This window comes from Micromonospora humi, assembly GCF_900090105.1.
GTDB classification, from domain to species: domain Bacteria; phylum Actinomycetota; class Actinomycetes; order Mycobacteriales; family Micromonosporaceae; genus Micromonospora; species Micromonospora humi.
The window spans coordinates 215,624-241,298 of sequence record NZ_FMDM01000012.1; the positions used below are offsets into that span (position 1 = coordinate 215,624).

General features: G+C 73.8%; 30 protein-coding genes and 1 pseudogene. 16 read left to right on the forward strand and 15 right to left on the reverse strand.

All coding sequences use genetic code 11. From position 1 onward, the window contains the following. Positions 1-84 precede the first annotated feature (84 nt). Together GA0070213_RS22655 and GA0070213_RS22660 are read left to right on the forward strand one after the other, a co-directional pair. Positions 85-825, forward strand: coding sequence for a TetR/AcrR family transcriptional regulator (locus GA0070213_RS22655; RefSeq protein ID WP_091068309.1), 741 nt, complete (start codon positions 85-87; stop codon positions 823-825). Between the two features lie 42 nt (positions 826-867). Further along, the gene (locus tag GA0070213_RS22660; RefSeq protein ID WP_091068310.1) at positions 868-1,347 is read left to right on the forward strand and encodes a cupin domain-containing protein; all 480 of its coding nucleotides are present in this window, start codon (positions 868-870) and stop codon (positions 1,345-1,347) included. Positions 1,348-1,356: 9 nt separating this feature from the next. Here GA0070213_RS22660 and GA0070213_RS22665 read toward each other — a convergent pair whose 3' ends face one another. Then, on the reverse strand, positions 1,357-4,632 hold the full coding sequence (locus tag GA0070213_RS22665) for a hypothetical protein (RefSeq protein ID WP_091068313.1): 3,276 nt from the start codon (positions 4,630-4,632) through the stop codon (positions 1,357-1,359). A gap of 249 nt (positions 4,633-4,881) precedes the next feature. Between GA0070213_RS22665 and GA0070213_RS22670 the strand changes: the two genes are divergently transcribed. Both GA0070213_RS22670 and GA0070213_RS22675 read left to right on the forward strand, forming a co-directional pair. Continuing rightward, positions 4,882-5,781 carry a sulfotransferase domain-containing protein gene (locus GA0070213_RS22670; protein WP_091068315.1) on the forward strand — a complete coding sequence of 300 codons (900 nt, stop codon included), beginning with the start codon at positions 4,882-4,884 and terminating at the stop codon, positions 5,779-5,781. A 20-nt stretch (positions 5,782-5,801) separates the two neighbouring features. Then, entirely contained in the window at positions 5,802-6,512 is a 711-nt protein-coding gene (locus GA0070213_RS22675; RefSeq protein ID WP_091068318.1) for a helix-turn-helix domain-containing protein, read from the forward strand. On the opposite strand, the gene GA0070213_RS22680 is transcribed toward GA0070213_RS22675, so the two are convergent. Beyond that, the gene (locus tag GA0070213_RS22680; protein WP_091068321.1) at positions 6,494-7,072 is read right to left on the reverse strand and encodes a dihydrofolate reductase family protein; all 579 of its coding nucleotides are present in this window, start codon (positions 7,070-7,072) and stop codon (positions 6,494-6,496) included. The two genes, GA0070213_RS22675 and GA0070213_RS22680, sit on opposite strands and share 19 nt — an antisense overlap. A 73-nt stretch (positions 7,073-7,145) precedes the next feature. Here GA0070213_RS22680 and GA0070213_RS22685 point away from each other — a divergent pair, with 73 nt between their 5' ends. Beyond that, positions 7,146-7,499 (forward strand): hypothetical protein, encoded by a 354-nt coding sequence (locus GA0070213_RS22685; protein WP_091068325.1) that lies wholly within the window; start codon positions 7,146-7,148, stop codon positions 7,497-7,499. 12 nt (positions 7,500-7,511) lie between these two features. On the opposite strand, the gene GA0070213_RS22690 is transcribed toward GA0070213_RS22685, so the two are convergent. The 3 genes from GA0070213_RS22690 to GA0070213_RS22700 are packed head-to-tail and all read right to left on the reverse strand — an operon-like array spanning position 7,512 to position 8,636. Then, positions 7,512-7,868: a nuclear transport factor 2 family protein gene (locus GA0070213_RS22690; protein ID WP_091068328.1), complete on the reverse strand. Its 357-nt coding sequence runs from the start codon at positions 7,866-7,868 to the stop codon at positions 7,512-7,514. After that, the gene (locus GA0070213_RS22695; RefSeq protein ID WP_091068331.1) at positions 7,846-8,316 is read right to left on the reverse strand and encodes an SRPBCC family protein; all 471 of its coding nucleotides are present in this window, start codon (positions 8,314-8,316) and stop codon (positions 7,846-7,848) included. Before GA0070213_RS22695 ends, GA0070213_RS22690 begins: the two co-directional genes overlap by 23 nt. Then, on the reverse strand, positions 8,313-8,636 hold the full coding sequence (locus GA0070213_RS22700) for an ArsR/SmtB family transcription factor (protein ID WP_091068335.1): 324 nt from the start codon (positions 8,634-8,636) through the stop codon (positions 8,313-8,315). The genes GA0070213_RS22695 and GA0070213_RS22700 overlap by 4 nt, the downstream gene beginning before the upstream one ends. A gap of 74 nt (positions 8,637-8,710) precedes the next feature. Here GA0070213_RS22700 and GA0070213_RS22705 point away from each other — a divergent pair, with 74 nt between their 5' ends. Further along, positions 8,711-9,454 (forward strand): hypothetical protein, encoded by a 744-nt coding sequence (locus GA0070213_RS22705; RefSeq protein WP_245716512.1) that lies wholly within the window; start codon positions 8,711-8,713, stop codon positions 9,452-9,454. Between the two features lie 16 nt (positions 9,455-9,470). Here GA0070213_RS22705 and GA0070213_RS22710 read toward each other — a convergent pair whose 3' ends face one another. Beyond that, a complete protein-coding gene (locus GA0070213_RS22710; protein WP_091068342.1) occupies positions 9,471-9,896 on the reverse strand; it encodes an iron chaperone in 426 nt (141 codons plus the stop codon). Positions 9,897-10,005: 109 nt separating this feature from the next. On the opposite strand from GA0070213_RS22710, the gene GA0070213_RS22715 reads away from it, so the two are divergent. The 3 genes from GA0070213_RS22715 to GA0070213_RS22725 all read left to right on the forward strand — a co-directional run bounded on the left by GA0070213_RS22715 (position 10,006) and on the right by GA0070213_RS22725 (position 12,157). Then, positions 10,006-10,551 carry a DinB family protein gene (locus GA0070213_RS22715; RefSeq protein WP_091068345.1) on the forward strand — a complete coding sequence of 182 codons (546 nt, stop codon included), beginning with the start codon at positions 10,006-10,008 and terminating at the stop codon, positions 10,549-10,551. An 87-nt stretch (positions 10,552-10,638) separates the two neighbouring features. Next, the gene (locus tag GA0070213_RS22720; RefSeq protein ID WP_091068349.1) at positions 10,639-11,253 is read left to right on the forward strand and encodes a dihydrofolate reductase family protein; all 615 of its coding nucleotides are present in this window, start codon (positions 10,639-10,641) and stop codon (positions 11,251-11,253) included. Positions 11,254-11,296: 43 nt separating this feature from the next. Continuing rightward, the gene (locus GA0070213_RS22725) at positions 11,297-12,157 is read left to right on the forward strand and encodes a hypothetical protein (RefSeq protein ID WP_091068353.1); all 861 of its coding nucleotides are present in this window, start codon (positions 11,297-11,299) and stop codon (positions 12,155-12,157) included. 3 nt (positions 12,158-12,160) lie between these two features. Here GA0070213_RS22725 and GA0070213_RS22730 read toward each other — a convergent pair whose 3' ends face one another. Further along, the gene (locus tag GA0070213_RS22730) at positions 12,161-13,057 is read right to left on the reverse strand and encodes a LysR family transcriptional regulator (RefSeq protein WP_245716513.1); all 897 of its coding nucleotides are present in this window, start codon (positions 13,055-13,057) and stop codon (positions 12,161-12,163) included. A gap of 113 nt (positions 13,058-13,170) precedes the next feature. Here GA0070213_RS22730 and GA0070213_RS22735 point away from each other — a divergent pair, with 113 nt between their 5' ends. From GA0070213_RS22735 to GA0070213_RS32800, 4 genes and pseudogenes are all read left to right on the forward strand, one after another. After that, a complete protein-coding gene (locus GA0070213_RS22735) occupies positions 13,171-14,115 on the forward strand; it encodes an FAD-dependent oxidoreductase (protein WP_091068362.1) in 945 nt (314 codons plus the stop codon). A gap of 390 nt (positions 14,116-14,505) precedes the next feature. Further along, positions 14,506-14,694 carry a hypothetical protein gene (locus tag GA0070213_RS22745; protein WP_091068370.1) on the forward strand — a complete coding sequence of 63 codons (189 nt, stop codon included), beginning with the start codon at positions 14,506-14,508 and terminating at the stop codon, positions 14,692-14,694. A gap of 75 nt (positions 14,695-14,769) precedes the next feature. Next, positions 14,770-15,192, forward strand: coding sequence for a pantetheine-phosphate adenylyltransferase (gene coaD, locus GA0070213_RS22750; protein ID WP_091068374.1), 423 nt, complete (start codon positions 14,770-14,772; stop codon positions 15,190-15,192). Between the two features lie 62 nt (positions 15,193-15,254). Next, a pseudogene (locus tag GA0070213_RS32800) lies at positions 15,255-15,798 on the forward strand (2'-5' RNA ligase family protein). A gap of 84 nt (positions 15,799-15,882) precedes the next feature. On the opposite strand, the gene GA0070213_RS22760 reads toward GA0070213_RS32800, so the two are convergent. From GA0070213_RS22760 to GA0070213_RS22780, 5 genes are read right to left on the reverse strand one after another with little or no spacing between them, the layout of a single operon-like run. Then, a complete protein-coding gene (locus tag GA0070213_RS22760; RefSeq protein ID WP_091068376.1) occupies positions 15,883-16,119 on the reverse strand; it encodes a hypothetical protein in 237 nt (78 codons plus the stop codon). Position 16,120: 1 nt separating this feature from the next. Further along, a complete protein-coding gene (locus GA0070213_RS22765; RefSeq protein WP_091068379.1) occupies positions 16,121-16,777 on the reverse strand; it encodes an HAD family hydrolase in 657 nt (218 codons plus the stop codon). A 52-nt stretch (positions 16,778-16,829) separates the two neighbouring features. Then, positions 16,830-17,255: a hypothetical protein gene (locus GA0070213_RS22770; RefSeq protein ID WP_139128715.1), complete on the reverse strand. Its 426-nt coding sequence runs from the start codon at positions 17,253-17,255 to the stop codon at positions 16,830-16,832. Positions 17,256-17,271: 16 nt separating this feature from the next. Beyond that, positions 17,272-17,685, reverse strand: a complete 414-nt coding sequence (locus GA0070213_RS22775) for a DUF5565 family protein (RefSeq protein ID WP_091068402.1) — start codon at positions 17,683-17,685, stop codon at positions 17,272-17,274. Positions 17,686-17,725: 40 nt separating this feature from the next. Continuing rightward, on the reverse strand, positions 17,726-19,027 hold the full coding sequence (locus tag GA0070213_RS22780; protein WP_091068405.1) for an enoyl-CoA hydratase/isomerase family protein: 1,302 nt from the start codon (positions 19,025-19,027) through the stop codon (positions 17,726-17,728). Positions 19,028-19,078: 51 nt separating this feature from the next. Between GA0070213_RS22780 and GA0070213_RS22785 the strand changes: the two genes are divergently transcribed. Further along, positions 19,079-19,381, forward strand: a complete 303-nt coding sequence (locus GA0070213_RS22785) for an ArsR/SmtB family transcription factor (protein WP_091068408.1) — start codon at positions 19,079-19,081, stop codon at positions 19,379-19,381. A gap of 39 nt (positions 19,382-19,420) precedes the next feature. Here GA0070213_RS22785 and GA0070213_RS22790 read toward each other — a convergent pair whose 3' ends face one another. Beyond that, the gene (locus GA0070213_RS22790; RefSeq protein ID WP_245716514.1) at positions 19,421-22,474 is read right to left on the reverse strand and encodes a hypothetical protein; all 3,054 of its coding nucleotides are present in this window, start codon (positions 22,472-22,474) and stop codon (positions 19,421-19,423) included. 149 nt (positions 22,475-22,623) lie between these two features. Here GA0070213_RS22790 and GA0070213_RS22795 point away from each other — a divergent pair, with 149 nt between their 5' ends. Then, positions 22,624-23,463 carry an AraC family transcriptional regulator gene (locus GA0070213_RS22795; RefSeq protein ID WP_245716515.1) on the forward strand — a complete coding sequence of 280 codons (840 nt, stop codon included), beginning with the start codon at positions 22,624-22,626 and terminating at the stop codon, positions 23,461-23,463. Positions 23,464-23,528: 65 nt separating this feature from the next. Beyond that, entirely contained in the window at positions 23,529-24,110 is a 582-nt protein-coding gene (locus GA0070213_RS22800) for a dihydrofolate reductase family protein (protein ID WP_091068414.1), read from the forward strand. Between the two features lie 56 nt (positions 24,111-24,166). Here GA0070213_RS22800 and GA0070213_RS22805 read toward each other — a convergent pair whose 3' ends face one another. After that, positions 24,167-24,349, reverse strand: a complete 183-nt coding sequence (locus tag GA0070213_RS22805; protein WP_091068416.1) for a DUF397 domain-containing protein — start codon at positions 24,347-24,349, stop codon at positions 24,167-24,169. A gap of 4 nt (positions 24,350-24,353) precedes the next feature. Further along, a complete protein-coding gene (locus GA0070213_RS22810) occupies positions 24,354-25,235 on the reverse strand; it encodes a helix-turn-helix domain-containing protein (RefSeq protein ID WP_091068419.1) in 882 nt (293 codons plus the stop codon). Positions 25,236-25,675 lie beyond the last annotated feature (440 nt).

Below are 25,675 nucleotides of genomic sequence, written 5' to 3' on the forward strand. Positions count from 1 at the left end.
GCCGTACACCCATGGTGAGTGTACGGCGTACACCTGTCAAGGTGGATAGGGTTTCCACCACCGCCGGCGGAAGACGAGGACGCGATGGTCGAGCAGGCAGACGTGCTGCGTCGAACGCCCCTGAGCAGGGATCGGATCCTGCGCGCTGCCGTCGCGCTCGCCGACGGGACCGGAATCGAATCGCTCAGCATGCGCAACCTCGCCCAGGACCTGGGCGTCGTGCCGATGGCCCTCTACAAGCACGTGGCCAACAAGGACGAACTGCTCGACGGCATGATCGACGTGGTGGTCGGCGAGATCGACCCGCCGGTGCCCGACACCGGCTGGAAGCCGACGCTCCGGCTGCGCATCCTCGCCGCGCGGCGGATGCTGGGTCGCCACCCCTGGGCGGCGCTGGCGATCGAGTCGCGGAACACGGCCACGCCGGGCGTCCTCGCCTACCTCGACTCGATGGTCGGGGTGTTGCGGGCCGGCGGGTTCTCCACCGACCTGGCACACCACGTCATGCACGCGATGGGCAGTCGAATCCTCGGCTTCAGTCAGGAACTCTTCGACGCGTCCCGGCGCGCGGGCCGCTCCGGCGCGACCGGGCCCGAGCCGGCGGCGACGTTCCCGCCGGAGGCCGCCGGCCGTTTCCCGCACCTCGCCGAGATCGCCGGGGCGGCGTCCCACGACGGCGGCTCGGTGGTGGCGCCGGGCTGCGACGACCAGTTCGAGTTCGAGTTCGCGCTCGACCTGCTGCTGGACGGCATCGAACGGCTGCACCGACAGGGCTGGACGTCAGCGCGTCACCATCGCCCCGACCATGTCGTAGGCCCTGGCTAGTCTCTCGTCGTTCGGTGAACGGACGGGGAGACGGAGCCGCAGATGACCTACCCACCGCCGCGCTACCACGGGTCCACCGGCGAGACCAGCGCCACCTACCGACCGGCCGACGCCGCGCCCGACCTGCGCCACGCCACCGGCGGCGGAGCCCACTACCTGGCCACCGGCGCCACCACCAACGGCCAGTTCGGGCTCTACCGCTGGGACATGGGGCCGACCCCCAGCGGCCCGGCCCCGCACTTCCACCGCAGCATCTCCGAGTCGTTCTACGTCCTCAGCGGCACGATCCGCATCTACGACGGGCGGCGCTGGCTCGACACCGGGCCGGGCGACTTCGTGCACGTGCCCGAGGGCGGCGTCCACGCGTTCCGCAACGAGTCCGGCCGCCCGGCGTCGATGTTGCTGCACTTCGCGCCCGGCGCCCCTCGGGAGCCCTACTTCGAGGGGCTGCGCGAGTTGGCCGAGCTGAGCGAGGAGGAGCGGACCGACTTCTTCCTCCGGCACGACACCTTCTGGGTGTGACGTCGGCGGTCAGCTCATGTCGACCGCATAGGCCTCCTCGCGGACGTCGGCGTCGGGGTGCCGACGCAGCCCGGTGAGCAGGTCCCGCCACGGCGCCTTCCACCCGAAGGCCGATCCGTGCCGCGCCAGCGCCACCGCGAACAGCCCACCGGCCAGGTCGCCGCGCCCGGCCAGCCCGGCCGCCGTGCCGGCGAGCGTCACCGGGTCGGGCCACTCGGGCAGGGCGCGCAGCCGGTCGCCGACGCGTTCGGCGGTGCGGGTCGCGAGCACCGGCCGGCCGGCGCAGAGCCCGGCGACCTCGTCCAGGTTGTCCAGCCGGCCGAGGTCGACCAGGAGCCCGACGGCCGCGCCGGTGAAGCCGGGACGGCCGGCCAGCCACCGCGCCGCGTCGAGCAGCGTGGTCCGGTCGTCGCCGGCCGGGCGCAGGGTGGACCAGTCGGCCACCTCGCGGGTGAGCAGCTCGACGCGCCGCCGGGCGGGCCGGTCGGCGTCCGGGCCGCCCGGCCGGTCGTCGGCGGCGTCCCGGGCGACGAGCCGGGTCAGCGTGACGCCGAGCGCCACGTCGCCGCCGGCGCGCAGCAGGTGGGGCACGGCGATGCCGGCCAGCGTCTCGTCGAGGTCGGTGAGCCGCTCCACGACCAGGTCGGTGACGTCGTCCAACCAGGGCGCCCAGTCCCCGAGCCGGCCGAGCGCGGCTCGCCGGATCTCCGGGTCGGCGACGCGGCAGGCCCGCACGACGAGCGCGCCGTAGCGGCGTCGGTGCCGCTCGGGGATCAGGTACGGGTGCGCGTCCAGCACCGCCCGCCGCTCCTCCCGGCTGCCGTCGATCGCCGTGCCCAGGATCGCCCAGCTCGCCTCCGTCCGTAGTCGCTGCCGGGCGGCCGAGACGATCGCCGCGCGCACGTCGCGGTGCGCGTCCGGATCCGTGTACGCCTCGTGCAGCGTCTCCATCGCCGACGGCGGCCCGTGGCGGGCCAGCAGCCGGGCGGCCTCCTTACGGCTGGTGATCTTCGCGGTGCCGGTGTGCAGCACGTCGCCGAGCAGACCGGCCAGCGTGGACGGCGGGACGTAGCGGGCGGCGCGTCCGGCCGCGTACAGCGCGACCCGGGCCCGGTCGCCCTCGGCGTGGCGCAGCAGCACCGGCAGCGCCTCGTCCGGCCGGTCGGTGTGGACCAGCGCGCCCAGCGCCGCCTCGGCGATCGGCACCTCGGGCGCGTCGAGGTGCCGCCGCACCAGCTCGCGTCCCGCGCTCCCCAGGCCGGCAACGGTCCGGATCGTCGCCACCCGCTGCCACACGCCGTGACCGGCGTCGGCCACCACCAGTTCCTGCAACTCGACGAAGCGGGCCTGCTGGCGGGGCAGCCAGTGCGCCGCGCCGGGCGCCCAGGCGGGCACCCACCGCGTCCCGGCCTCGACGAACCGGCCGCGTGGAGCGCGGTCCATCGCCCGGTCGAGCAGGTCGGTGCGGGAGGTGCCGATGGCGTGCCACACCTGGTGCAGGGCGACCGCGGACGCGTCGACGTCGAGCACCTCGGCCACCCGCTCGGCCCGGGTACGCGGGTCGTCGAGCCACCGCGCGATCGCCGTGCGGGCCACCGAGGGCAGGGTGTCCGGGCCGATGGCCCGCCGCAGCAGCTCCTGGAGCGCGGGCACCCGTCGCGCCCGCCCGCCGAGCGCGACCGTCAACGCGAACAGCGGGCCGTACCGGCCGCGGGCCATGCCGGCCTCGACCCAGCCCCGCAGCCGGTCGACCACCACGGTCTCCTGCCCACGGCGCAGCACCAGGTCGAAGCGGCGCAGCACCGGCACGTTCGCGCCGGTGCTGACCAGGTCGATCGTCAGCAGCGCCCACTCCCGCAGCGGCGTCGCGTCGACGTGGTGTGCCAGGACGTCGCCGGCCAGCCGGCTCAGCGCGGTGGTGGTGGCGGCGGAGGCGTCCCGCGCGTCGACCGCGTCGGTGGTCAGCCGGGTGAGCCCGGCTGCCGTGTCGGCGGTGAGCAGCGGCGCCAGCCGGGCCAGTGCGGTGAGCGCGGACGCGCGTACCGGGTCCTGCTCGTTGCGCAGCCGGCCGAGCCGCACGACCACGTCGGCCACCACCCGCGGGTCGCGGGAGCGGCGCGCGGCGGCCACCAGCAGCGTCCAGGCCTGCGCCCGCTCGTCGGCGTCGCCGGAGCGCAGCGTGGCCGCCAGCGCCGCGGACGCGTCCGGCCAGTCGAGGTAGGCGCTCCACGCGCGCACGTCGGCCTCCCGCTCCCGGATCCGCGGCCGGGCCAGCATCCGGGTCGCCTCCCGGATCCGGACCGGCGCCGGCAGCACCGCCATCACCTCGGCGGCCGGCGTCAGCGCGGTGGTGTCGACCTCGGCCATGGCGAGGTCGTACAGCTCCGCCCGCCGGGCCGGCGGGACGGCGTCGAGCAGCGCCGCCAGGTGCCGTCCGTGGTCGCGGAACCGGGCGGCGAGCGGCGCCAGCTCGCCGGGGGGCAGCGCCGCGAGGCGGCGCAGCACGGCCGGGGCCAGCCCGGTCCGGACCAGCCAGGCCGCCCGCCCCGGCGTGGTGAGCAGGCGTACGACGCGGTGCGCGTCGTGTGCCGCGAGTCGTCCGTACGCGACCGGCGGGCCGGGGAGCCTCTCCTCGGGCGCGTACCGTTCGAGCAGGTCGAGCGCCTCCGCCGGGTCGCAGCGCAGCACCGCGTCGGCGGCGTCGGCCCAGATCCGGGCGCGCGGCTCGGGCGGGGCCGCGGCCAGCCGCTCACGGGTCCGGGCCAGCAGCGCGTCCGGGTGCCGCCGGACCAGCCGTGCCGGGTTGAGCGCGTGCTCCAGGTCGGGCAGCGACGCGCGTACCGTGTCGGCGCCGCAGGCGGGCAGCAGCGCGGCGGCCTCCTCGTCGCCGAAGAGTTCGCGTACCTCGGTGATCAGCGGGTCGGCGACGGCCGGGGCGTGCCGGCGGCGCAGGGTGCGGTAGATCTGCCGCCGGTCGGCCGCCGGCCGGTCGGCGAGGTCGCCGGGCGGCAGGCCGGCCCGCAGCGCGGCGGCGAGTGCGGCGCCCCGCAGCGACGGCTGCGGGTCGTGGGTCGCGGCGGCGAGACCGTCGACGTCCCGGACGACCATGGCGGCGACCAGCGCGAGGTGTCGCTCGTAGGGGCCCTGCTCGCGCAGGTCGGCGCAGACCCGCCCGCGGTCGGGCGCGGTGCGGGCCCAGTCGGCGAGGTGGCGCATCCGGGCCGGGTGGGGGAGGGGATCGAGCGACGCCAGCAGGGCGCGGGTGGGGGCGAGCACGGCGCCCATTGTGCCCGGCGGCCCGCCCGACCGGGACGGATTATCCGGCCGCTTATTGCTTGCAATTCCTATAGAAATTGCGGATTTTCAGCGAATTCTCAGGTCTTCGACGTTGACATCATTTCGACGGTCGGGGATATTCCTAGCGCGCGTCGGGGCGTGGGCGGAGCAGGCGGAGTCTGCGGATTTCTCCTGCGTGACGTGCGCGAACCTGTCGGCGTTGCCCCTGCTCAACAGGGTGCGGTTAGGGCTTCCACGATGATTGATCGCGCTGTCGAATATGCCAAACACCACACGCCGAATTCATTCCGCGTCGCGGCTCGGCGGGCGCAGATGGAAGCGCGCAACGCCCGGATGCGGCTCACCGTCCCGGTGGTCACCCGCAACGAATTCGACAACGTCTTCCACTGCACCGTCCGCAAGACGGGCAGCCAGTGGATCAAGGCGCTGTTCAGCGACCCGGCCGTCTACCGGCACTCCGGCCTGCTGCCCTACGACCCGCGCTTTTACGCCGGCGGGGTGACCGCGCCCGTCCCGGCCGGCCGCACCGGCCTGGCGATCTTCCTGTCCCACAAGCGCTTCGAAGCCGTCCCGAAGGCCGGCACGTACCGCGCGTTCTTCGTGATCCGCGACCCGCGGGACGTGGTGGTGTCGAGCTACTTCTCGTTGCGGAACTCGCACGCCCCGATGGGCGACATCCCGCAGGCACGCCGGGTGCTCCAGGAGAAGCCGAAGAAGGAGGGCATGCTCCACGTCATCGAGCGCCTCCGCGACAAGAAGCAGTTCGGGCAGATGCGGTCCTGGGCGACGGCGCCGCCCGCGGAGACGTTCCGGTTGTTCCGCTACGAGGACCTGACCGGCGACCGGCAGGCCGAGGAGATCGACCGGCTGCTGCGGCACTGCGGGATCACCCTGCCGGCGCGCGAGCTGGAGGCGCTGCTCGCCCGCTACAGCTTCACCAGGATGAAGAAGGGCGGCGACGCGCCCGGCCGGATCTCGCACTACCGCAAGGGCGCGGCCGGCGACTGGCGCAACCACTTCGACGACGACATCTACGCCGCCTACCTCGCGGCGGCGGGCGACCTGGCCGAGGTGCTCGGCTATCCCAGTCGCTCCGAGGCCGAGGCGCGCGACGGACAGGAGCCCGCCACCAGGTAGGCCGGCCGTATCCTCTCGCCGTGGAGCTGCGTTTCACCACGCGCGCGTCCGACTCGGCGTGGGTCGACACGGTGTGGACCTGCACCAGCGACCGGGTCACCGAGATGACCTCGGTGGCGACACCGTGCTGGGGTCTGGTGTTCTGGCAGCGCGACGGGCAGCCGTACGCCAGCGTCTCCGGCCCGGAGACCGGCGCGGCCGTCGCGCCGGTGCCGGAGGGCGCGGTCTTCGTCGGCATCGAGTTCGCGGTGGGCACCGCCCTGCGATTCCTGCCCACACCGGCCCTGGTCGATCGCGGCGCCGCGCTGCCCGACGCCACCCGGCGCACGTTCTGGCTGGGCGGCGACCGGTGGGAGACGCCCCGCCCGGACGACGCGGAGGCCCTGGTCGACCGGCTCGTCCGCGCCGGCGTGGTGGTCCGCGACCCGCTGGTCACCGACGTGCGCCGGGGCCGCCGCCCGCCCGCGGCGCCGCGCACCGTGGAGCGGCGGTTCCGGGCCGCGACCGGTCTCACCCAGGGTGCCGTGCGACAGATCGAACGTGTCCGCGAGGCTGCGGCGCTGCTGGCCGCCGGTGACCCGGTCGCCGACGTGGTCAACCGGCTCGCCTACGTCGACGAGCCGCACCTGGCCCGCGCGCTGCGCCGGTACGTGGGACGCACGGCCGGGCAGCTGCGCGCGGGCGAGCACGGTGCGATCGCGCTGGACCTGGGTCAGCGGATCACGTCGTAGATCAGCTTCAGCACTCCGTTCGGGTAGGACTCGGACTCCCGCAGCCGCAGTGCCTGCTTGTCCCGGTCGGCGGCGCTGAACAGGCTCTTCCCGGCCCCGAGCAGCACCGGGAAGACGAGCAGGTGGTACCGGTCGATCAGGCCGGCGTCCGACAGCCGGCGGGCCAGCTCCGCGCTGCCGTGGACGAAGACGGCCCCACCCTCGCCCCGCTTGAGCGCGGCCACGTCGTCGGTCGAGCGCAGCACCGTCGTCGGACCCCACCCCTCGACGAGGTCGTCCTCGGCCAGGCCGGTCGAGACCACGTACTTCGGCAGGTCCCGGTAGGCGGCGTGGTCGTCGGAGTCCCGCCAGACCGGCGCGAACGCCTGGTAGCTGCGCCGGCCGAACAGCAACGCCGTGGTCTCGGCCAGTTCCTCGCCCTTGAGCGAGAACGCCTCCGGGAGGAACTCGATGCCCTCGACCACCCAGCCGCCGCTGCGGTGCTCCTCACCCGGGCCGCCGCCGGGGGAGTCGACCACGCCGTCGAGCGACATGAAACCGGTGTATACAAGATCACGCATGCGGTTAGGCTAGGAACCCGTCCGGACCGCTGTCTTGTACGGAAACGACACGCGGGTGTCAGGAGTTCGAGCGGTGGGTGGTGACGGACGACGACCGGCCCGGTTCGGCGGGTTCCGGGCGTTGGGTGGCGGGGCGGTCGTCGTCGCGGCGGCGCTGCTGATCCTGCGCCCGATCGTCGACCGTCGGGACTGCCCCAACTACGGCGGGAACGGAAACGCGAGTTCCTTCGGCGACGAACGCCTGGACCTCGTGTTCGTGTTGCTGCTCCTCGGCTGGCCGGCGGCGGTCGCGGTGGAGCAGGCCCTGCCGGTGGCCTGGCGTCACCGGCGCCCGGTGGAGATCACGCTGCGGGCGGTGGGCGCCGTGCTGCTGACGCTCACGGCGTCCTGCTGTCTCGCCGTCGAGGTGCTCTTCACCTGTCGCTGATGCCCGGTCGGCTCACGGCAGCGGGACCACGTAGGAGTCGACGCGGGCGATGAGCCCGTCGCGGAACGTGAACAGGTCGTTGAAGGCGAAGCGGAACGGCCCGTGCGCGACGCTGACCCCACGGCCCTCGCCGGTGACCACCACCACCGGGCCGTCCTCGTGCACCCGCTGCACGTCGAGCTGCGGGCTGCCGGCGAAGGCCGGGTTCTCGATCTCGCCGTCGAACTCGGTGCGGCCCCGGGTGGTCCGGTGGCCGTGGATGACCCACTCGACGTCATCGGTCAGGGTGGCCAGGATGCGCGGGTGGTCGCTGGCCCGGAAGCCGGCGAAGTATTCGTCGACCAGGTCACGCTGGGTCGCTTCCGGCATGGCTGTCTCCTTCGTCGGACAGGTGGGTGGCCAGGGCGTCGAGGATGGACGCGAGCCCGCCGGCCGCGCGGGCGGTCCGGAGTTCGGGCGGGAGTCGGCGCTGGTGCACGGTGAGGTCCGTGCCGCCGTCGGCGGGGCGCAGCGTCACGGTCGTGCGCAGGCCGGTGACCGGTTCGTCGAACACGAGTTCGTGGGGCCTGTCGACGCGGACGTAGACGAAGCGCAGCCGGCGGGTCGCGCCGTCCGGCGCGCGGGTGTCGAGCGCGAACTCGCCGCCGGCGCGCGGGTCGACGGTCACCGACGCGGGCGGCACGGTGGCGTGCGAGCCGCCCCAGAACGCGGCGATGCCCGCCGGGGTGGTGAAGGCCGTCCAGACCCGTGCGGGCGCGGCGTGCAGGTGCCGTCGGGCGACCAGTTCGTCGCCGTGCAGCTCGGCGCGGGCGGTCACCGGCCGCCCTTCTCGTCGGTAAGGTGCGCATCGAGCGCGTCGAGCCGGTCGTTCCAGGCCCGGCGCTGCTCGTCGATCCAGGTGCCGATCAGTGCGAGCTGGTCGGCCCGGAGCCGGCAGGGTCGCCGGGTGCCCTCGCGTCGCTGCTCGACCAGCCCGCAGCGCCGCAGGACGCCGACGTGATGGGAGATCGCCTGTGGGGTGAGGTCGAACGGCTCGGCCAGCTCGCCGACGGTGGCGTCACCATGGGCGAGACGGGTCACCAGCGCCCGGCGGACCGGGTCACCGAGCGCCGCGAAGGCGAGGTCGAGATCGGGCATGCCGTCATCTTAATGAAAGCGTACGTTTGCACAAGCGTTTGTTTGCATAACCGGACCATCGGACGGAGACCGACGTGAACGGACCGACTCGACGCCACCGGCGAATGCTGGGCCTGCCGTTGCTCGCCGCGGCGCTGCTGGCCGGCGCGTGCACCGACGGCGGCGGCACCGACCAGGGGCAGGGCGCCACCACCGCACCGGCGTCGACGTCGGCGAGCGCCGGCACTCCGTCGGTCGCACCGTCGACCGGCGGGCCCGTGACCATCCCGAAGTCCGCCTTCGTCGACCTGCCCGCCGAGCTGCGCAAGAGCGCCCCGCAGCCGATGCAGGTCGCCGACGCCCTGCCGAAGCTGTGCGCCGAGGAGTTCGCCACCGGCGGGCGGTCCACCGCGGCCGCCGCCATGATGAGCATCTACAAGACGCCGAAGGACCCGCCGGAGAACGTCCCCTACGGCACGCTGCACCAGACCGTCTTCGCCTTCGCCGGCACCGGCGCCGCTGACTACCTGCGCCGCGTCCGCGCGGCGCTCCAGCCCTGCCGGTCCTTCTCCGAGGCGGGCAACACCGTCACCGTCCGGTCGCAGCCGCTGGCCGGCGCGGGCGACGACGCCCTGCTGGTGACCCTGACCCGACCCGCGACCGGCCTCGACGGCAGCCCGGTCGGCGGCACGGCAACCAGCCAGATCACGGTGGTCAAGGTCGCCGACGCGGTCACCGTCGTGCACGACCAGGGCTGGGAGGGCACCAGCAACAACCCCGACTTCGCCGACGACTTCGCCCGGGCGGCCGTCCGGGGCCTGGACTCCTGGCAGCGGTGAGGCGACGCCCCGGTCCTCAGGAGACCGCCGCCCGGACCAGTTCGGCGAGCTTCTTCTCCACCTCGGGGCTCCACCTCAGCAGGGCGTACGACGCCGCCCACATGTCGCCGTCGTCGAGATTGGCCGCGTCCTGGAAGCCCACTGTCGAGTAGCGGTAGTTGAACTTCCCCGAGTCCTGGAAGAAGACGACGATCTTGCCGGCCGCGTTCGCGTAGGCGGGCATGCCGTACCAGGTCTTCGGCGCCAGCTCCGGGGCGTTGGTGGTGATCGTGACGTGCACGCGCTCGGCCAGTTCGCGGTCGTCCGGCGCCATCTGCGCGATCCGGTCGAGGACCGCCTGCAGGTCGTCGGCCTTCTTCGCGCCCTTCTTCCCCTCGTTGCGCAGCTCGGCGGCGCGCTCCTTCATCGCGGCGCGTTCCTCGGCGCTGAAGCCCTCACTCATCTCGGTCCCCCTCGTCTCGCCGGGCCGGCACCGTGCCGCCCCGCTCAACAGCAACGCTATGGCCCGACCAGGGCCACCCGCTTCTCGATTCCTGACCTATGCTCCGGCGATGAGTGAAGAGTCGTCGTCGGGTACGCCCGGCGAGGCGGAGTCGTTGCTGGCGGTCCTGGAGCGCAACCGGCGCACCTTCGCCTGGAAGACGTCCGGGCTCGACGAGAAGGGGCTGGGCGCGACCACGGCCGCCTCCTCGATGACGCTCGGCGGCCTGGTCAAGCACATGGCCCTGGTCGAGGCGGACTGGTTGGCGGTGAAGCTGGCCGGCGAGGAATACGGCCCTCCGTGGAGCGGCGTCGACTACGACGCCGACCCGGACTGGGAGTGGCGCACCGGCGCGACCGACGCCCCGGGCGAGGCACACGCGTTGTGGCGCGCCGCGGTCGAGCGTTCCCGCACGCTGGTGGCGGCCGTGCTCGAGGAGCGTGGCCTGTCCGGGCCGGCGTCCTTCACCTGGCCGGACGGGCGCACCCCCACGGTCCGCGCCATGCTCCTCGACATGATCGAGGAGTACGCGCGCCACACCGGGCACGCCGATCTCCTGCGCGAGGCGGTGGACGGGCGGGTCGGCGAGGGCGCGCCACCGGAATTCACGTTCTGAGGCCCGGTAACCCCCTCGCGGTCCGATGAGTTTGGCATGCTGCGGCGGTCTACCCGTCGACATCACCTGACGTGAAGGAGCACCGCGATGGCGAAGGTCATCTCCACGCTGTTCATCTCGGCCGACGGCGTCGCCGAGATCGACCCGGACTGGCACTTCCCCTACTTCGACGACAACATGGGCCGCGCGGTCACCGAGGACTACGCCGCCGCCGACGTCCTGCTCATCGCCCGTCCGACCTACGAGAGCTTCGCCGGCGCGTGGCCCGACCGGGAGGCCGCCGGTGGCGAGGACGCGCCGTTCGCCAAGCAGCTCGGCGACATGCGCAAGGTGGTCGTCTCGCGGCAGCCGCTGGAGTTCTCCTGGCGCAACTCGGAGCTGGTCCAGGGCGAGCTCGTCGACGCGGTCGCGGCCCTCAAGGCCGACCCGGGTGTCAAGGGCGTCCTCATCCCCGGATCCATCTCGGTGGTGCAGCAGTTGCTCGCCGCCGGGCTGGTCGACGAGCTGCGGCTGCTGGTGCACCCGGTCGCCGCCCGCAAGGGCCGCAAGCTGTTCGACGAGGGTGACTCGCCGTACCACCTGCGGGTCAGCGCGACGGAGGCGTTCCCGACCGGCGTGCTCCGGGTGATCTACGCGCCGGCCGAGGCGCCGGGCAAGGTCGGCTACGACGACGTCAAGGAGCAGGTGCCGGCCGGGAACTGAGCGGGGCGGCAGCGGGCGTGGCCGCCGTGACAGGATCTCCGGCGTGCCTCGTCGCCCCCTGCTCCTGATCGCCGCTGCGGCGTGCGCCGCGCTGCACGTCGCCGGTGTCCTGGTGGCCCACCCGGTGTGGCGGGGCGCCGAGGTGCTGTGCCTGGCCCTGCTTCTCGCGTACGCGGTGGCCGGCGGGCTGCGGGCGCCGCGCTGGGCGGCGCCGGCGGCGTTGGCGGTGCTGCTGGTCGACGCGATCCGCACCATGCCGGCGGCACCGGGCGACGGTGACTTCGGCTGGCGGGTCGTGGACGGGAACGACCCCGTCGACGTCACGGCCGGCGTCGAGGCGGGCCTCACCGCGGGCTGGGCGGCGCTGGCCGCGACCGTGCTCCTGCTGGTCGGGTGGCGTGGTCGGCTCCGGCGTCGGCCGACGGTGCTCGCCGGGGTGGTGGCGCTTCCGGTCGTCGGTTACGCCGCCGTGCGGGTCGCCGCCGTCCGGCACGACCTGGCCGGCGAGGACGGCCCCCTCCTGAGCGGCCCCGCCCTGACGGACGTGACGAGCGCGGTGGTGCTCGCGGTGCTGCCGGCGCTCGCCCTCGCGGTGGCCGCGTCGGCGCTCGCCGCGCTGCTGGCCGGGCGGGGCCGGTGGCTCGCCGCGGCCGGTGGAGCGGTGCTGGCCCTGGTCGCGTTGCCGCTGATCGACGCGAGCCTCGACGCGGTGCCGCTGCCGCTCTCCGCCGGCGACGGGACGGCGTTGTTCGCCTGGCACGCCATCACGCCCACGTCGGCGATGCCGCAGCCGGTGGCGGCGCTCACCGTGGCGGTGGAGCTGACCGCGTACCTGCTGCTCTTCGCGGGGCTGACCGGCGCCGACCGGGACGAGCCGGCGGTGCCCGTGCCGGTGGCCGGCTAGCGTTCAGTCCAGCAGGGCGAGCAGCGCGTGCAGGGCCGGGTTGGTGCTGTCCACCGGCCAGGCCAGCCCGACGTCCACGGTGGGCGTCGGGGCGGTGAACCGGCGCAGCCGTACGCCGGGCAGCCGTAACGCCCGGGCGCGGCCGGCCGGCACGGCCGCGACCACGTCGCCCTGCGCCACCGCGCGCAGCAACTGTTCGTCGTCCGGCTCCTGGCGCACCAGCCGGAAGCCGCCGCGCGGCCACACCTGGGAGATGGTCCGGTCGAACATGCCCGGCCCGTTCTCCCGGGGCCACATCACCGCCGGCAGGTCGACCACCTCGGCGCGGCCGATCCGGCGGCGGCCGGCGGCGAGCGGATGGCCCGCCGGCAGCGCCAGCAGCAGCTCCTCGGTGTCGACCGTGCGGCAGGCCAGCGCCGGTTCGTCCACCGGTGGGCGGACGAACGCCGCGTCCAGCCGGCCGGCGAGCAGCCCGGCCACGTTCGGCGCGGTCCAGGCCGTCTCGGAGACCACCTCGACGCCGGGGTGGGCGGCCCGGAACCGACCGATCAGCGCGTCGACCCGGCCGCCGCGCGCCGAGCGGGTGTACGCCAGCCGCAGCCGGCCGCCCCGGCCACGCGCCAGGTCGCGGATGCGGGCGGTCGCGGCGTCCACCTCGGCGAGCAGGCGCGTCGCCTCGTCGGCGACCCGGGCCCCGACCTCGGTCAGCGTGCAGCCCCGGCTGGTGCGCTGCACGAGCGGCGCGCCGAGCTGGCGTTCCAGCGCCCGGATCTGCTGGCTCAACGCGGGCTGGGCGATGTGCAGGCGGGCGGCCGCGCGGGTGAAGTGCAACTCCTCGGCGAGCACCGCGAAGGAGCGCAGCCGGCGCAGGTCGGACCAGGCCCCCGGTGCCGCCACCATGCCGCCATCATAAGCGCCGCTTATCGCCGGCTGTCCGATCCGTCTTGGACGGCACGGTCGCCGGGCGGTCACCATCGGCGGAACATCGACGGTACGAGTGGCGGGAGCGGACCATGGCGGCAGCGGACGTGGTGGTGGTCGGCGCGGGTGTGATCGGGATGACGGCGGCGGTCACCCTCCAGCGACGCGGTGCGCGGGTCACGGTGCTGACCGCCGACGACCCGTCGGACATCGTGTCCACGGTGGCCGCCGCCGTCTGGTACCCGAGCCACACCGACGAGGACCCGCGGGTGCTGCGCTGGGCCCGCGACACGCACGCCGAGCTGCGCCGCCAGGCCGCCGACGGCGTGCCCGGGGTGGTCCACCGGCCCACCCGGATGTGGCTGCGCCGCCCGTACACCGGGCCGCCGTGGTGGGCCGACGCGTGCGGCAACCTGGTGGCCGAGCCGGCCGCCGCGCCCTACACGGCGCGGCTGCGGTTCACCGCCCCGACCGTGGAGATGACCCGCTACCTGACCTGGTTGCACCGGCAGGTGGAGGCCGGCGGCGGGCAGGTCGTCCGCCGGCCGTTGCGCGAGCTCGCCGAGGCGTACGAGTTCGCGCCGACCGTCGTCAACGCCACCGGCCTGGCCGCCGGCCGGCTCGCCGCGGACCCGGCCGTGTACCCGGCGCGCGGGCACGTCCTGCTGGTGGCGAACCCCGGCGTGACCGTCTCGGTGCGCGACGAGGACGACCCGGCCGGCATCACGTACGTGCATCCGCGCCGCCACGACGTGGTGCTCGGCGGCACCTACCAGCCCGGGGTGGCGCACACCCGGCCCGATCCGGAGACGGCGGCGGCGATCCGGCGCCGGTGCGTCGCCCTGGTGCCGCAGTTGGCGGGCGCGCCGGTGCTGGGGGAGCGGATCGGGTTGCGGCCGGCCCGGCACGGCGGACCTCGGGTCGAGAGGGACCCCGGCGGTGGGCGGCTGGTGCACGCCTACGGGCACGGCGGGGCGGGGGTGACGCTCTCCTGGGGCTGCGCCGCCGAGGTCGCGGACCTGGCCCTGGCCCGCTAAAACCTTGGCGGCGGCTGCCGGGGTGCAGAGTGCCACTCGCGCGCCGTCCACGCGACGAACCGGTCGAACAGGTCCTTCGGGCTCGGCCCGGGGTTCGGATTGAGCGTCAGCAGATCCGCTGTGGCGTCGAACAGACACCCCGCCATGTAGATCGACAAGCCAACGCGGTCATGTCGATATTCCATCAGCAGGAGGAGCCGGGACGGCTGGCACGGCCAGGGCGCGGCGCAGACGCGACACAGCCACAGCGGACGGCTCGGCGTGTGTGGTCGGACCGCCCGGCCCGGGCGGATCTGCGGAGGTGTCCCGCTCGGCGTCGGCATACCCCTTACGGTGACCGAGGCGTTGACCTGAGTCAAGGAGTCGGGTCATCTGTCTAGCGTCCGGCTTATGGAGCTGGTGGGCGCAGCAGAGATCCGCCTGATGCTGGGTGGCATCAGCAAGCAGCGCGTTTACGTCATCACCAGCCATCGCAACTTCCCTGAGCCCGTGGCCGACCTCGTGCAGGGCAAGGTCTGGCTCAAGTCGGACGTGCAGAAGTGGATCAAGGAGCACCGGCCGGAGCTGGCCTCCGGCTGACGGGTCTCCGTAGCGCCTACGAACTTGATGGCGTGGATGACTCAGCCCGCGACAGCCGACGCCTAGGGTCGGGTCATGGGCATCGATGACCGCGTGTGCGCGGTCTATCCCGGCAGCTTCGACCCGTTCACGCCCGGGCACCTGGACGTGGTGGACCGGGCACGCTGCCTCTTCGACGAGGTGGTCGTGCTCGTCGCGGTGAACGGCGACAAGCACCCGGACGCCGACGAGGAGGAGCGGGCGACCGCTGTCCGAGCGGTCCTGCCGGCCGACTGGACCACCGTGACGGTCGCGGCCTGGAGTGGGCTCACCGCCGCCTACTGCCGTGACCACGACGTCGCGGTGATCGTCCGGGGAGTGCGGAACACCACCGATCTCCAGGCCGAGCACCGGCTCGCCGCGATGAACGAGTCATTGGGCGTCGCCACAGTCTTCCTACCCGCGCGGCCCGAGCTGGCCGCCGTGTCGTCGACGGTGGCGCGCGCGTCGGGGCGGTGACGGCCGCCCTCCGGTCCGGAATTTCGGTCGACTGTCCGGAGCGATCGTCGGAGGCTGTGGCGATGGAGCCGACGGAGACCGCGCTGATCGTCGCCGTGCCCGAGACCGAACGGGCGGTGGGGCGCTTCCGGTCCACGCTGGACCGCGCAGCCGGTTGGGGAGTGCCCGCCCACGTGACAGTGCTCTACCCGTTCCTACCCCCGGACCGGGTCGACGACGACGTGCTCACCACCCTGCGTCTGGTCTTCGACGCCACACCGCGCTTCGATGTGACGTTCGCCGAGGTCAGCTGGTTCGGAGACACCGTGGTCTGGCTCTCGCCCGCAGCCGGATGACGGGTTTCGCCTGCTCACCGCGGCCGTGTGGCGGCGGTTCCCCGAGGCTCCGCCGTACGCCGGCGCCCACGCCGACGTCGTACCGCATCTGACCGTCGGCCATGACGCTCCGCAGCACGTCCTGGCCGAAGCCGCCGAGGCTGTCGCCGACCACCTGCCGATCCGCGCCACCGTCGACACGGTCCGGCTCGTCGCGGGGTCACCGGCACCTCGCTCCTGGCACACGCTCCGCGAGTTCCGCCTTGGCGCGGAAGCGCCGCCTCAACGCTGAGCGGAATCTCGGATCGCCGGGTGGTTCAGGATGGGCCTGTTCGACCCGGAGCCGGTGCAGAAGTCCGTCATCCACCAGCCAAGGCTAGGAGACGTCGCGCAACTCGGTGACGGCCGGCTTTCGGCGCCGCCGATCCCGCGCCCGCAGCAGGATCAGGACGACCGACGACACGAGCATCGCACCGGATCCGGACAGGACGGCGAAGTAGAGCACCGGGCCACCGAACCCGTGGTGCGGGCCTCGCATCACCAGCGACGCAAGAGTGCAACCCGACGAGACCAGCACCACCCAGAGGAACCACCGTGGCTGCCGCCGGGCCATCTCAGCGTCCGGCCGAGTTGTGTGCGGCGACCAGGGGCGGGAGTTCGTCCAACGAGTCGATGCGGAACAGGCACCGCTCGGCCACGGCCGGCATGTCGAGGATGTGGCCCCACGGGCCGCGCCGGATCAGGCAGGCCGGCATCCCGGCCGCCAGGGCCGGGCGGGCGTCGTTGTCGGGCCGGTCGCCGACGTAGAGGATCGCGGACGGGTCGCCGCCGCCGTCGCGGACGACCCGGTCGAAGAAGGCCGGGTCGGGCTTCGCCACGCCCCACCCGTGCGACGTGCCGATCACGTCCACCGGAAGGTCGAGCGCGCGCAGGCTCGCCTCGGCGTGCGCCGGCTGGTTGCCGGCCAGACCGACGAGCAGGCCCTGCCCCTTCAGCGCGGCCAGGCACGATCGGGCATCGGCATGGAGATCCTCCTCGCCGAACGCCTCCGCCCGGCCGGCGGCGGCCCGGCGCTCCAACTCGGTCGCGAGATCGAAGTCGGGCCGGAACGTGCGGAACGACTCCTGCCAGTGCTGCCCTCGCGCGATCACCGCGCCGAAGACCGCCGAGAACGTGTGCCGGGGCACACCCAACCAGTCCGCCCAGTCCGCGAACTCACGTGTTTCGTCGAGAATCGTGCCGCCGACGTCGAAGAAGACCGCCTTGATCACGTAGGTACCTCCATGAAGGACGAGTGGGGGCGGGCCGCGACACGGAACCGCTTCAGTTCGTGGCTGTCGGCGACGGGCTCCCGTCGAACGGCCACGGCCGCGGTCCGAAGAGGCCGTCACAGGCGGTGAGCAGTTTCTGCTGGGCGTCGACCAGGCGCGCGGTGGCCGGTCCACGATCGGCGTCCGGGTCCTTCACGAGGAGTTCCTCGACCGCCGTGCCGGCCGCCATCAACTGGCGGCCCGCCTCCTTGATGCCCGGATCGGTCGACTGGACGGCACGGGCGGCGGGTCGTGTGCCGGCGCCGAAGAGCACCTCCTTCCTCTCGACCGTGCGGGCCACGAGCAGACAAGCGCCGGCGGCTTCCCGGTCCGACGGCACACCGGAGCCGGCCGGCGCGGAGGCGGGGGCGTCGGCGGACGAGCAACCCGAGACGAGAAGAAGGGAAGCCAGAGAAACGGCGGCGAGAGTGCGGATCACGGCAGGAGGATAGCGGTCAGGCGAAGTCGCGGCGCTTCAGCTTGGCCCGCCGGCCGTCCGGGTGGTGCCAGACCACGCCCTCGTACGCGGGGTGGGCCAGCAGCCACTCGCGCAGGCCGTCGACGTCGCGGGGGACCTCCAGTCGCTCGGCGTCGGCGTGCGCGACCAGCTCGTGTCCGCGTACCCCCTCGGGGTTGCCGTTGATCTTGGGTCCGATCAGCTCGTAGGTGCCGTGCCGGGGCTCGCCCCGGTGCGCGGCCAGGGCCTCGGCGTGGAACGTCGCGAACGACGACCGGGCGATCGGCTCCCAGCCCACGGTCTTGCCGGTCGCCTCGTCGGTCGCCACCGGCCGGTAGCCCGGCGGGTGGGCCTTGCCGGGCTTCAGGCGGTCGTCGGGGTCGCGGCGGAACAGCGTGGGGATCTTACGCACGTCGACATGGTGGCACCCGGAGGGCCGGCGACGCGACGGATCAGTGCCGCCCCTCGTCGGACACGCCCGGCGCCGCCAGGTGGTGCAGGACCCCACCGGTCCAGGGTGGGAAGCCGGCCGCCAGGACCGAGGCGACGTCGGCGCCGGCGGGGTCGACGACCAGGCCGGCGTCGAGGGCGCGGCGGGCGGCGGCGGCCATCTCGGCCGGATCGGGGCCGGCGTCCAACAACGCCTGGACGAACGACGTGGTGCCGTCGCTGGTCACGACCGGGATGCCGCCCCGGGCGCGGACCTCGTCGGCCATCCGCGCGGGGGCGTCGCCGGCGATCTCGACGACCGGGGCGTCGGGGGCGAAGAACACCGCGGCGAGGGGATGGGCGACACGTTGCGGGAACTCGTGGACGCCGGCGGTGGTCGCGACCGGGTACGCCGGCGTCGCGGTCCCGGCGACCCTGCGCATCGCGAAGAAGAGGTGGCTCAGCGCCGGGATCTCGGGGGCGCCGAGAAGCGTACGGAAGGCAGCCGTCTCGATCTCGAAGGCCTCGTCCGGTGGCGCGCCCGCGCTGCGGACCGCCACGTCCAGGACCGCCCGGAGCGCGCGCACCGGGCTGCCCTCGGACCTGCGGCGCACCTCCTCGGCCAGGCCCGGCGGTTCCGCCGTGCCGCCCGGGATCCGGTAGCCGGGGCGCTCCCAGCGCTGGATGAACGGCCCCGCCGGCTGCGCCAGCACCCAGGCGCGGGCGGCGGCCACCACGTCGTCGGCCAACTCGTCCACCAGGCCGGCCGCGAGCGCGGCCCGTGGGTGGAAGGCGGTGCCGGGGCCGACGATGTCGAGCACGGTCGCGGTGATGCCGGCCATCCGGGTGACCCGGACCGTGCCGCCGCCGCCGGGCATGATGCCCATCCCGGTCTCGGCGAGCGACCAGACCACGCTCGGGTCGTCGGGCCCGACGCGGTGGTGGCAGGCGAGCGCGAGCTCGAAGCCGCCGCCGAGCGCCGAGCCGTTCAGCGCGGCGGCGACCGGTCGGCCCAGCGTCTCCAACCGCCGGGCCTGGTCGCGCAGCGGCACGAGCAGGTCGTACGTGGAAGCCGCCTCCTCCGGGGTGATCTCGCCCGGTTCGAACTCGGGGCCGGCGACGAAGGAGCGTTTGGCCGAGGTGAGCACCATGCCCCGCAACCGGTCCCGGTGGGCGTCGAGGTCGTCGAGGCAGGCCCGGAGCCCGTCGTGGTGCCGCCGGTTGAGCATGTTGGCGGTGCGCCCGGGGTCGTCCAGGGTCACCGTCACCACGCCTTCGGCGTCCCACTCCCAGCGGACCGAACCGGACTGTTGGATGTTCGTCATACCGTCAGCCTAGAGAATTGTCGGATGAACATCCAACGGTAGTGTGGGGGCATGGCGAGTGATCACGACCTGGTCGACGTGCTCCGGGCGGTCGCCGACCCCATCCGGCTCCGGATCGTGCAGACGCTCGCCGACGGTCGGCCGCACGGCAAGTGCGGCACCCACTGGGACTTCGGCGTGCACAAGTCGACGATGACCCACCACTTCCGCATCCTGCGGGAGGCCGGCCTCACCCGGACCATCGTGACCGGCCGCTCGCACAGCATCCAGCTCTGCCGTGAGGAACTGGACGCCCGCTTCCCCGGCCTGATCGACGCCCTCACCGCCGGCCCGGACCGCGAGACCCACCGGTAGGCCACGTGACGCCGCCCCGCCGCCGGTGGCCCGTTCACCTCACGCGCCGGCGCGGCGACGAACCGACAGCAGCGCCCCGGCGGCGGCCAGCGCCACCCCGACCCCGGCCGCGTACCCGGGCAGGCTCGCCGGGATGCCCAGGTAGACGGTGATGCCGAGGATGCGCGACAGCCCCCACGGCAGCAACGCCATCTGGTCGTTCCACACCGTCAGCGCGCGTTCCGGGCCGATCCACGCGACCAGCCCGGCGAGCACCGCCAGCGGCACCCCGGCCGCGGCGAGCACCAGCCCGGCGGCGCGGCGCCGGGTCACGCCGTAACGGTCGCGCAGCACCAGCGCGGTCGCCACGAACAGCCAGCAGAACGCCGCCACCGCGACGGTCAGGTAGACCGCCCGGCGGCCCGGCGCGGTCCAGAACACCATCCAGTAGCCGCCCGGCCCGCGCGCGGCCAGCACCGCCAGCAGCAGCACGCTGCGCAGCAGCGCCACCCCGCCGACGACCGCCCAGAGCGCGAACGGGTCGCGCCGGCCCACCGCCAGCCGCGCCACGAGCGCGAACAACGCCCACCCGCCGAGCGTGACCAGCAGGTGCGCGGGGGCGGCGAACCAGGTGAACACCAGCCGGCTCGCCACCAGCACCACCGCCGGCACCAGCCAGACCAGCGCCCGGTCCAGCCGGGACGCCGACGCCGGCAGCCCGGCCGTCCGCCAGGGGCGCAGCGCGCCGAGCAGCAGCGCCCGCGCGGCCGGACCGCCCGGCCCGCGCCCGCGCAGGCCGAGCACCACCACCGCCGCGACCAGCACCAGCAGCGCCCGCGCCGCCCAGGCCATCGCCGGGTCGCGGTCCGCCCGCCGCGCGCCGAGGTCGGCCGCCGTGAAGCGGTACGCCGGCAGGTCGACGTCCCCGCCGTAGCGCTGCCGGTGGCGGTCCCGCGCCTCCCGGTACGACCCGGCGGCCGACCGCCAGTCGGCGTACGCGTCGGCGGAACCGGTGTCCAGCCACTGCGCGTGCCGCAGCACCATGGTGCGGTAGGCGGCCAGCGTCTCGAACAGGTCCACCTGGTAGTCGAGCGTGTCGACGAAACGCTGCCGCAGCGCGGCGTCCCGCCACGTCGCCGGGTCGGTGCCGGCCACCAGTGCCCGCATCCGCCGGGCCGTCGCGACCGCCGCGCCACCCTCGGCGACCGCCGCGTCGACCCGGTCGCCGGTCACCGCGTAGATGCTGTCCAGCGCCGCCGAGTCACCGGTCGGGATGTCCCACTCGAAGATCCACATCATCGGCGGCGGTTCCAGCCCGAGCGCGCGCACCGACGTGTCCGCGTACGGGCCGACGTAGAGGCCGGTGGTGACCGCCGCGCGGGACAACGCCATCGCCTGCCCGATCGTCGCCACGGTGGCCGGGTCGCCGGAGAACGTCCGGTACGCCCAGTCGGCCGTGACCTGTGCCGGGTCGGCGTCCGGGTCCCAGGCCAGCCGCGCCACCGCGTACGTGTTCAGGTCGTAGAGCTGCCAGAAGCCGGCGCGCAGGTAGAGCGACATCGGGCCGGCGCGCAGCGGCCCGCCGTCCTGCGTCCAGTTCCACACGCCCTCGACGTGCGGGTTCGCGGCGAGGAACGCGCGCAGCGCGGCCCGGTGCAGCGGGCCGAGGTCGTTGGGCAGCGCGCCGAACCCCTCGAACTCGCGCCGGGCCTGGAACTCCACGATCCGCCGCTGCGCGCCGCCGAACAGCGTGGTGTTGAGCGGTAGGTGGCTGTAGAAGTCGCCGAGCGTGTACTTGGTGGACACCACCAGGTGCTCGTCGTCGAACCCGCCGAGCACCTCGGCGTACGACTCCGGGTTGGTGTGCAGGTCGCCGACCGCGCCGACGCCGACCGTCCAGGTGCGAAAGATGATCTCCTTGCCGGCGGGTCCCGCCGTGTCGAGCAACGCCCGCAGCATGGCGCGCACACCCTCGGCGGTGGTGACCGCCAGCTTGGAGGTGTAGTCCCCGCCGCTGCCCGCGTACACCTCGCCGCCCTCACCGACGCGGACCATCAGCCCGGCGACGAACGGCATCCCCGCGAACAGCTCGGCCAGCCCGGCCCGGTAGACCGCCCACAGTCGGGGGTCGCCGGTGTCGAGCCCGCCGACGGTCCGCTCCAGGTACGCCTCCAGCGGCGGTGACACCGCGAGCATGTCGGTGAGCAGGAAGACCCTGAGCCCCATCTCGGCGGCGTACCGGAAGACCGGCCCGAACGCCGCCACCATCGCCCGCGCCCGCTCCACGTGCGGGTCGCCGGCCGGATAGACCGCGTGCCCGTCGCCGACGCCGGCGAACGTGACGTATTCCAGGAAGCCGGGCACCACGACGCCGTTGTAGCCCTGCGCCACCGCGTGGTCGACGAACTGCCGGAACTGCGCGTCGATCCGGCCCACCGCGGCGGCGTCCACCCACGGCGCGTGGGGCAGCAGGGCCGGCGTGACCACGTCGGTGTTCAGCCGATAGTCGTCGCCGGCCGCGAACGCCGCCGGATCCGGTTCGCGGCCCACCGAACCGGCGTCGGTCAGCCGCAGCCCCAACCGGGGCGCGACCGGGCGGCCGACCTCCGCCGCCGGCAGCACCTCGGCGCCCGAGCGGATCCGGTCGGCCAGCCGGTAGAGCCCGGCCGCGACGCCCGCCAGGTCGCCGGTGACGCTCAGCTCCGTCCGGCTGACGCCGATCCGGTACGCCTCCGGCGCCCCGCCGGCGCGTAGTTCCGCCCGCAGCCCGGTCACGGCCGACATGCTCGTCGTACTCGGGCCGGTGGTCGTGTTCGGCGCCGGGGCGGCGCTCGGTGTGACCGTCGGGCGGGGACGGCCTCGGGTGGCGAGCGCGTCGGCGACCGCTGTGGCGGCCTTGACCGCGCGGAGCTGGTCCGGCACCACGATCGAGGTCAGCGGCGGCACCGGGGCCGGCGCCCGAGGCGGCGCGGCGACGGCCGTCTCGGCCGGCACGTCGGCCGGGGTGTGGCTCAGCCCCAACGTGTCGTCGACAGCCCAGGCGACGCCCGCGCCGAGCAGCAGTACCACCACGACGACGGCGACCAGCCGGTACGGGCGCCGAACCTGAGCCACGCTCGCATCGTATCGGCGGCTCCGCACGCGCACTTGTCAGATCTTGGTACGGATCCGCCCCTCTGAGGGCGTGCTCGTACCAAGATCTATCCGCGCGGCGAACGGTGGGGCTGCGGCGACGCCGGCGTGACGTCGGCGATGCTGTGGGCGTGGAGTACGTGTCCAGAGTGCCGCGACCACCGCTGGACGTCCTGGTCGACGACCTCTACTACCTGGCGGGCGCGCCGCCGTACCCCCGGTTGACGCTGCCACCGGGGCCGTCCGCGTTGCTCATCGTCAACCTCGGAGCGCCGTTCCACATCCGCACCGGCGTCGACATCGAGCCGGCCGAGTACGCCGACGGCTGCGTGGTCACCGTGCCCACCCGCGCCTACGAGTTCGGCTATCCGCCGCAGACCCGGTCCGTCGGCGCGCACGTCAAGCCGTGGGGATTGGCGCCGTTGCTGCCGATGCCGGCGGCCGAGCTGCGCGACCGGCCGGTGACAGTGGAACAGGTCTGGGGCCGGCCCGCCGTCGCCGCGCTGCGGGACCGGCTGGCCACGGCGGCCGGACCGCACGAGATGCTGACGCTGTTCGAGGCGGAGTTGATCCGCCGGCTGGGCGAGACCGCCGGCCTGGGGCTGGTCCGCCACACGAGCGGCGTCATCGCGGCGACCGGCGGGGCGGTGGCGATCGGCGACCTGAGCGCGACGGCCGGCGTCAGCAGCACCCACCTGGCGCAGCGGTTCAAGGAACTCGTCGGCGTCACGCCGAAGCGGCTGGCTCGCACCCACCGCTTCGCCGCCACCGTGCTCGCCGTCGACCCCGCCGGACCGGTCGACTGGGGCGGCCTCGCGGCCGGCGCGGGCTACTTCGACCAGGCCCACTTCGGCCACGACTTCCGGGCGTTCACCGGGCTCACGCCGACCCGGTACGTCGAGGTCCGGCGGCGGTTCCTGCGCGAACATCCCGGCCACGTGCTGGACGGCTGGCCGCTGCCGGCCGTGTGATTTCCTACAAGAACGGCAGCTCACGACGCGCTAACTTGGGGGCCCGCCAGAGCAGAGGAGAGCCCGTGGGCAAGGTGGTCATGTACGGCTCGGTATCGGTGGACGGCTTCGTCGCGGACGAGAACGACCAGCCCGGGCCGCTGTTCGACTGGTTGTCCAACGGTGACGTCCCGTTGGACTCCAGCGGCGCGCTGACGGTGTCGCAGGCCTCCTACGACCACACCCGGGCCTACTGGGACCAGATCGGGGTGACGATCTGCGGTCGCCACGTCTTCGACCTGACGGACGGCTGGGACGGAACGCCTCCGAGCGGGATCGACCACGTGGTCGTCGTGACGCACCGGCCGGCGCCGGAGGGCTGGGACCCCGAGGCGCCGTTCCACTTCGTCGACGGCGTCGAGGCGGCCGTGGCCAGGGCGCAGGAACTGGCGGGGGACCGCGTGGTCGAGGTCGCCGCCGGCGACGTCGGTGGCCAGGCGCTCGCCGCGGGCCTGGTCGACGAGGTACGCATGGACGTCGTACCCGTCGTGTTCGGGTCCGGCAAGCGCTTCTTCGGGTCGGTCGACGCGCAGCACCTGTTGGCGGACCCGGACGTGGTGATCCGGGGCGACCGGGTGCTCCACCTGAGCTACTCGGTGCGCCGCTGACCGAGCGGCCGACGGGTCGGATGCCGGGACGCCGGCACCCGACCCGCCGTCACCGGTCAGGCCGGATGGTCGAAGCGGCCGGCGCGGGTGGCCGCGACGAACCGGGTCCAGTTCGCCGGGTCGAAGCTCAACGCCGGCCCCCGCCGATCCTTGGTGTCCCGCACGCCCACCGCGTCGGCGAAGGCCGCCACCTCGACGCAATTGCCGTTGCCGCCGGACCGGGACGACTTGCGCCACACCCCGTCACGTCCCATGGGTCATCTCCTTCGCGATTTCCGTGATCAGCTCACGGGACTCGTCCGCGTCGAGCGCCCGCTCACCGAGCGAGCGCCACGCGTCTTCGTAGGTCTGGATCTCGTGCGGCTTGTCAAGGTAGACCGCACCGCACGGCCCGTCCATGTAGATGGTGGTCGGCTCCTGCTCCCGCACGTCGGTCGGGAAGTCGAGCATGGTGAAAGTTCCAGTAGAGGCCCAGCGGTAGAGCCCCACGCCGAGTGGAAGCACCCGGATGCCGATGTTGTGCCGCCGGCTGTTTACCACCAGAGCGTCAAGTTGCCGGGCCATCGCGCCCGGGGCGCGCAGTGGCCGGCGGAGCACGGCCTCGCTGAGAATCGCGTCGAAGTAGGGCGCGCGCGGGATTGCGCGCGCCAGCAGCCGCTGACGGCGCAGGCGGACATCCACCTTCGCTTGCCGCTCGGCCTCATTCAACTGGGGATTGTCAGTACTGATCACCTCGGTCATGTACTCGACGGTCTGCAACAGCCCTGGCACCAGATTGGCCTCGTGGTGGCGAATCTTCGTGGCGGCGGCCTCTAGACCCACGAACAGTTTGAACCAGTCTTCGACCGCCTCGCCGTAACTGTGCCACCAGCCGTGCGCCTTGGTTTCCCGGGCCAGCGCCCGCATCGTCTCGATCGTTTCGCGAGACGCGCCGTATACCCGGCACATCGCCTCCACGTCGTTCGGATGCATGGAGACCTGTCCCGTTTCGTAGCGCCAGATCCGGGGCGTCGACCATTCCAGTTTCTTGGCCGCCGCGCTCACCGTGACGTGCGCGTTCTCGCGAATCTCCTTCAGATATCTGCCGAGTTGCCTACGCGGGACGGTGCTTCCCGAGTCGTCCACGTCATCCCCTTTGCTGTTGTCGCGTAAGGCACCTCATCCCTTGGTTCGCATTCTTCCCCGAAACATTGCCTCAGGCCAGTACCGAATTGACCATCGTGGTGCGTGCCGCGACGCGGCAGCGTCCGCCCGGAGCGGGCACCACTTCACCACCTCATCCCGGTGCCCGCCCCGGAGTCGGTCCCTTGTCGACAGATGGAGGCGCGATGATCCACGTGACCGCGAGACGCCTGCTCCCGTACCACGTCCCGGCCGCGGTCCGCTCGGGCGCGGCGGGCGGGTGGGGACATGCCACCCGGCACGCGGCCGGCTCCGGCGCGGGCCGGCTTCCGTGACCGGGGAGGCGTGCCGGTTCTGGGCGGCGGTCGAGGATCGCTGCCCGAGGTTGCTGCCGGAACGGGACGCGCCGCTGCTGCACGCCTCGCTGCTGCGGCTGCTCGAAG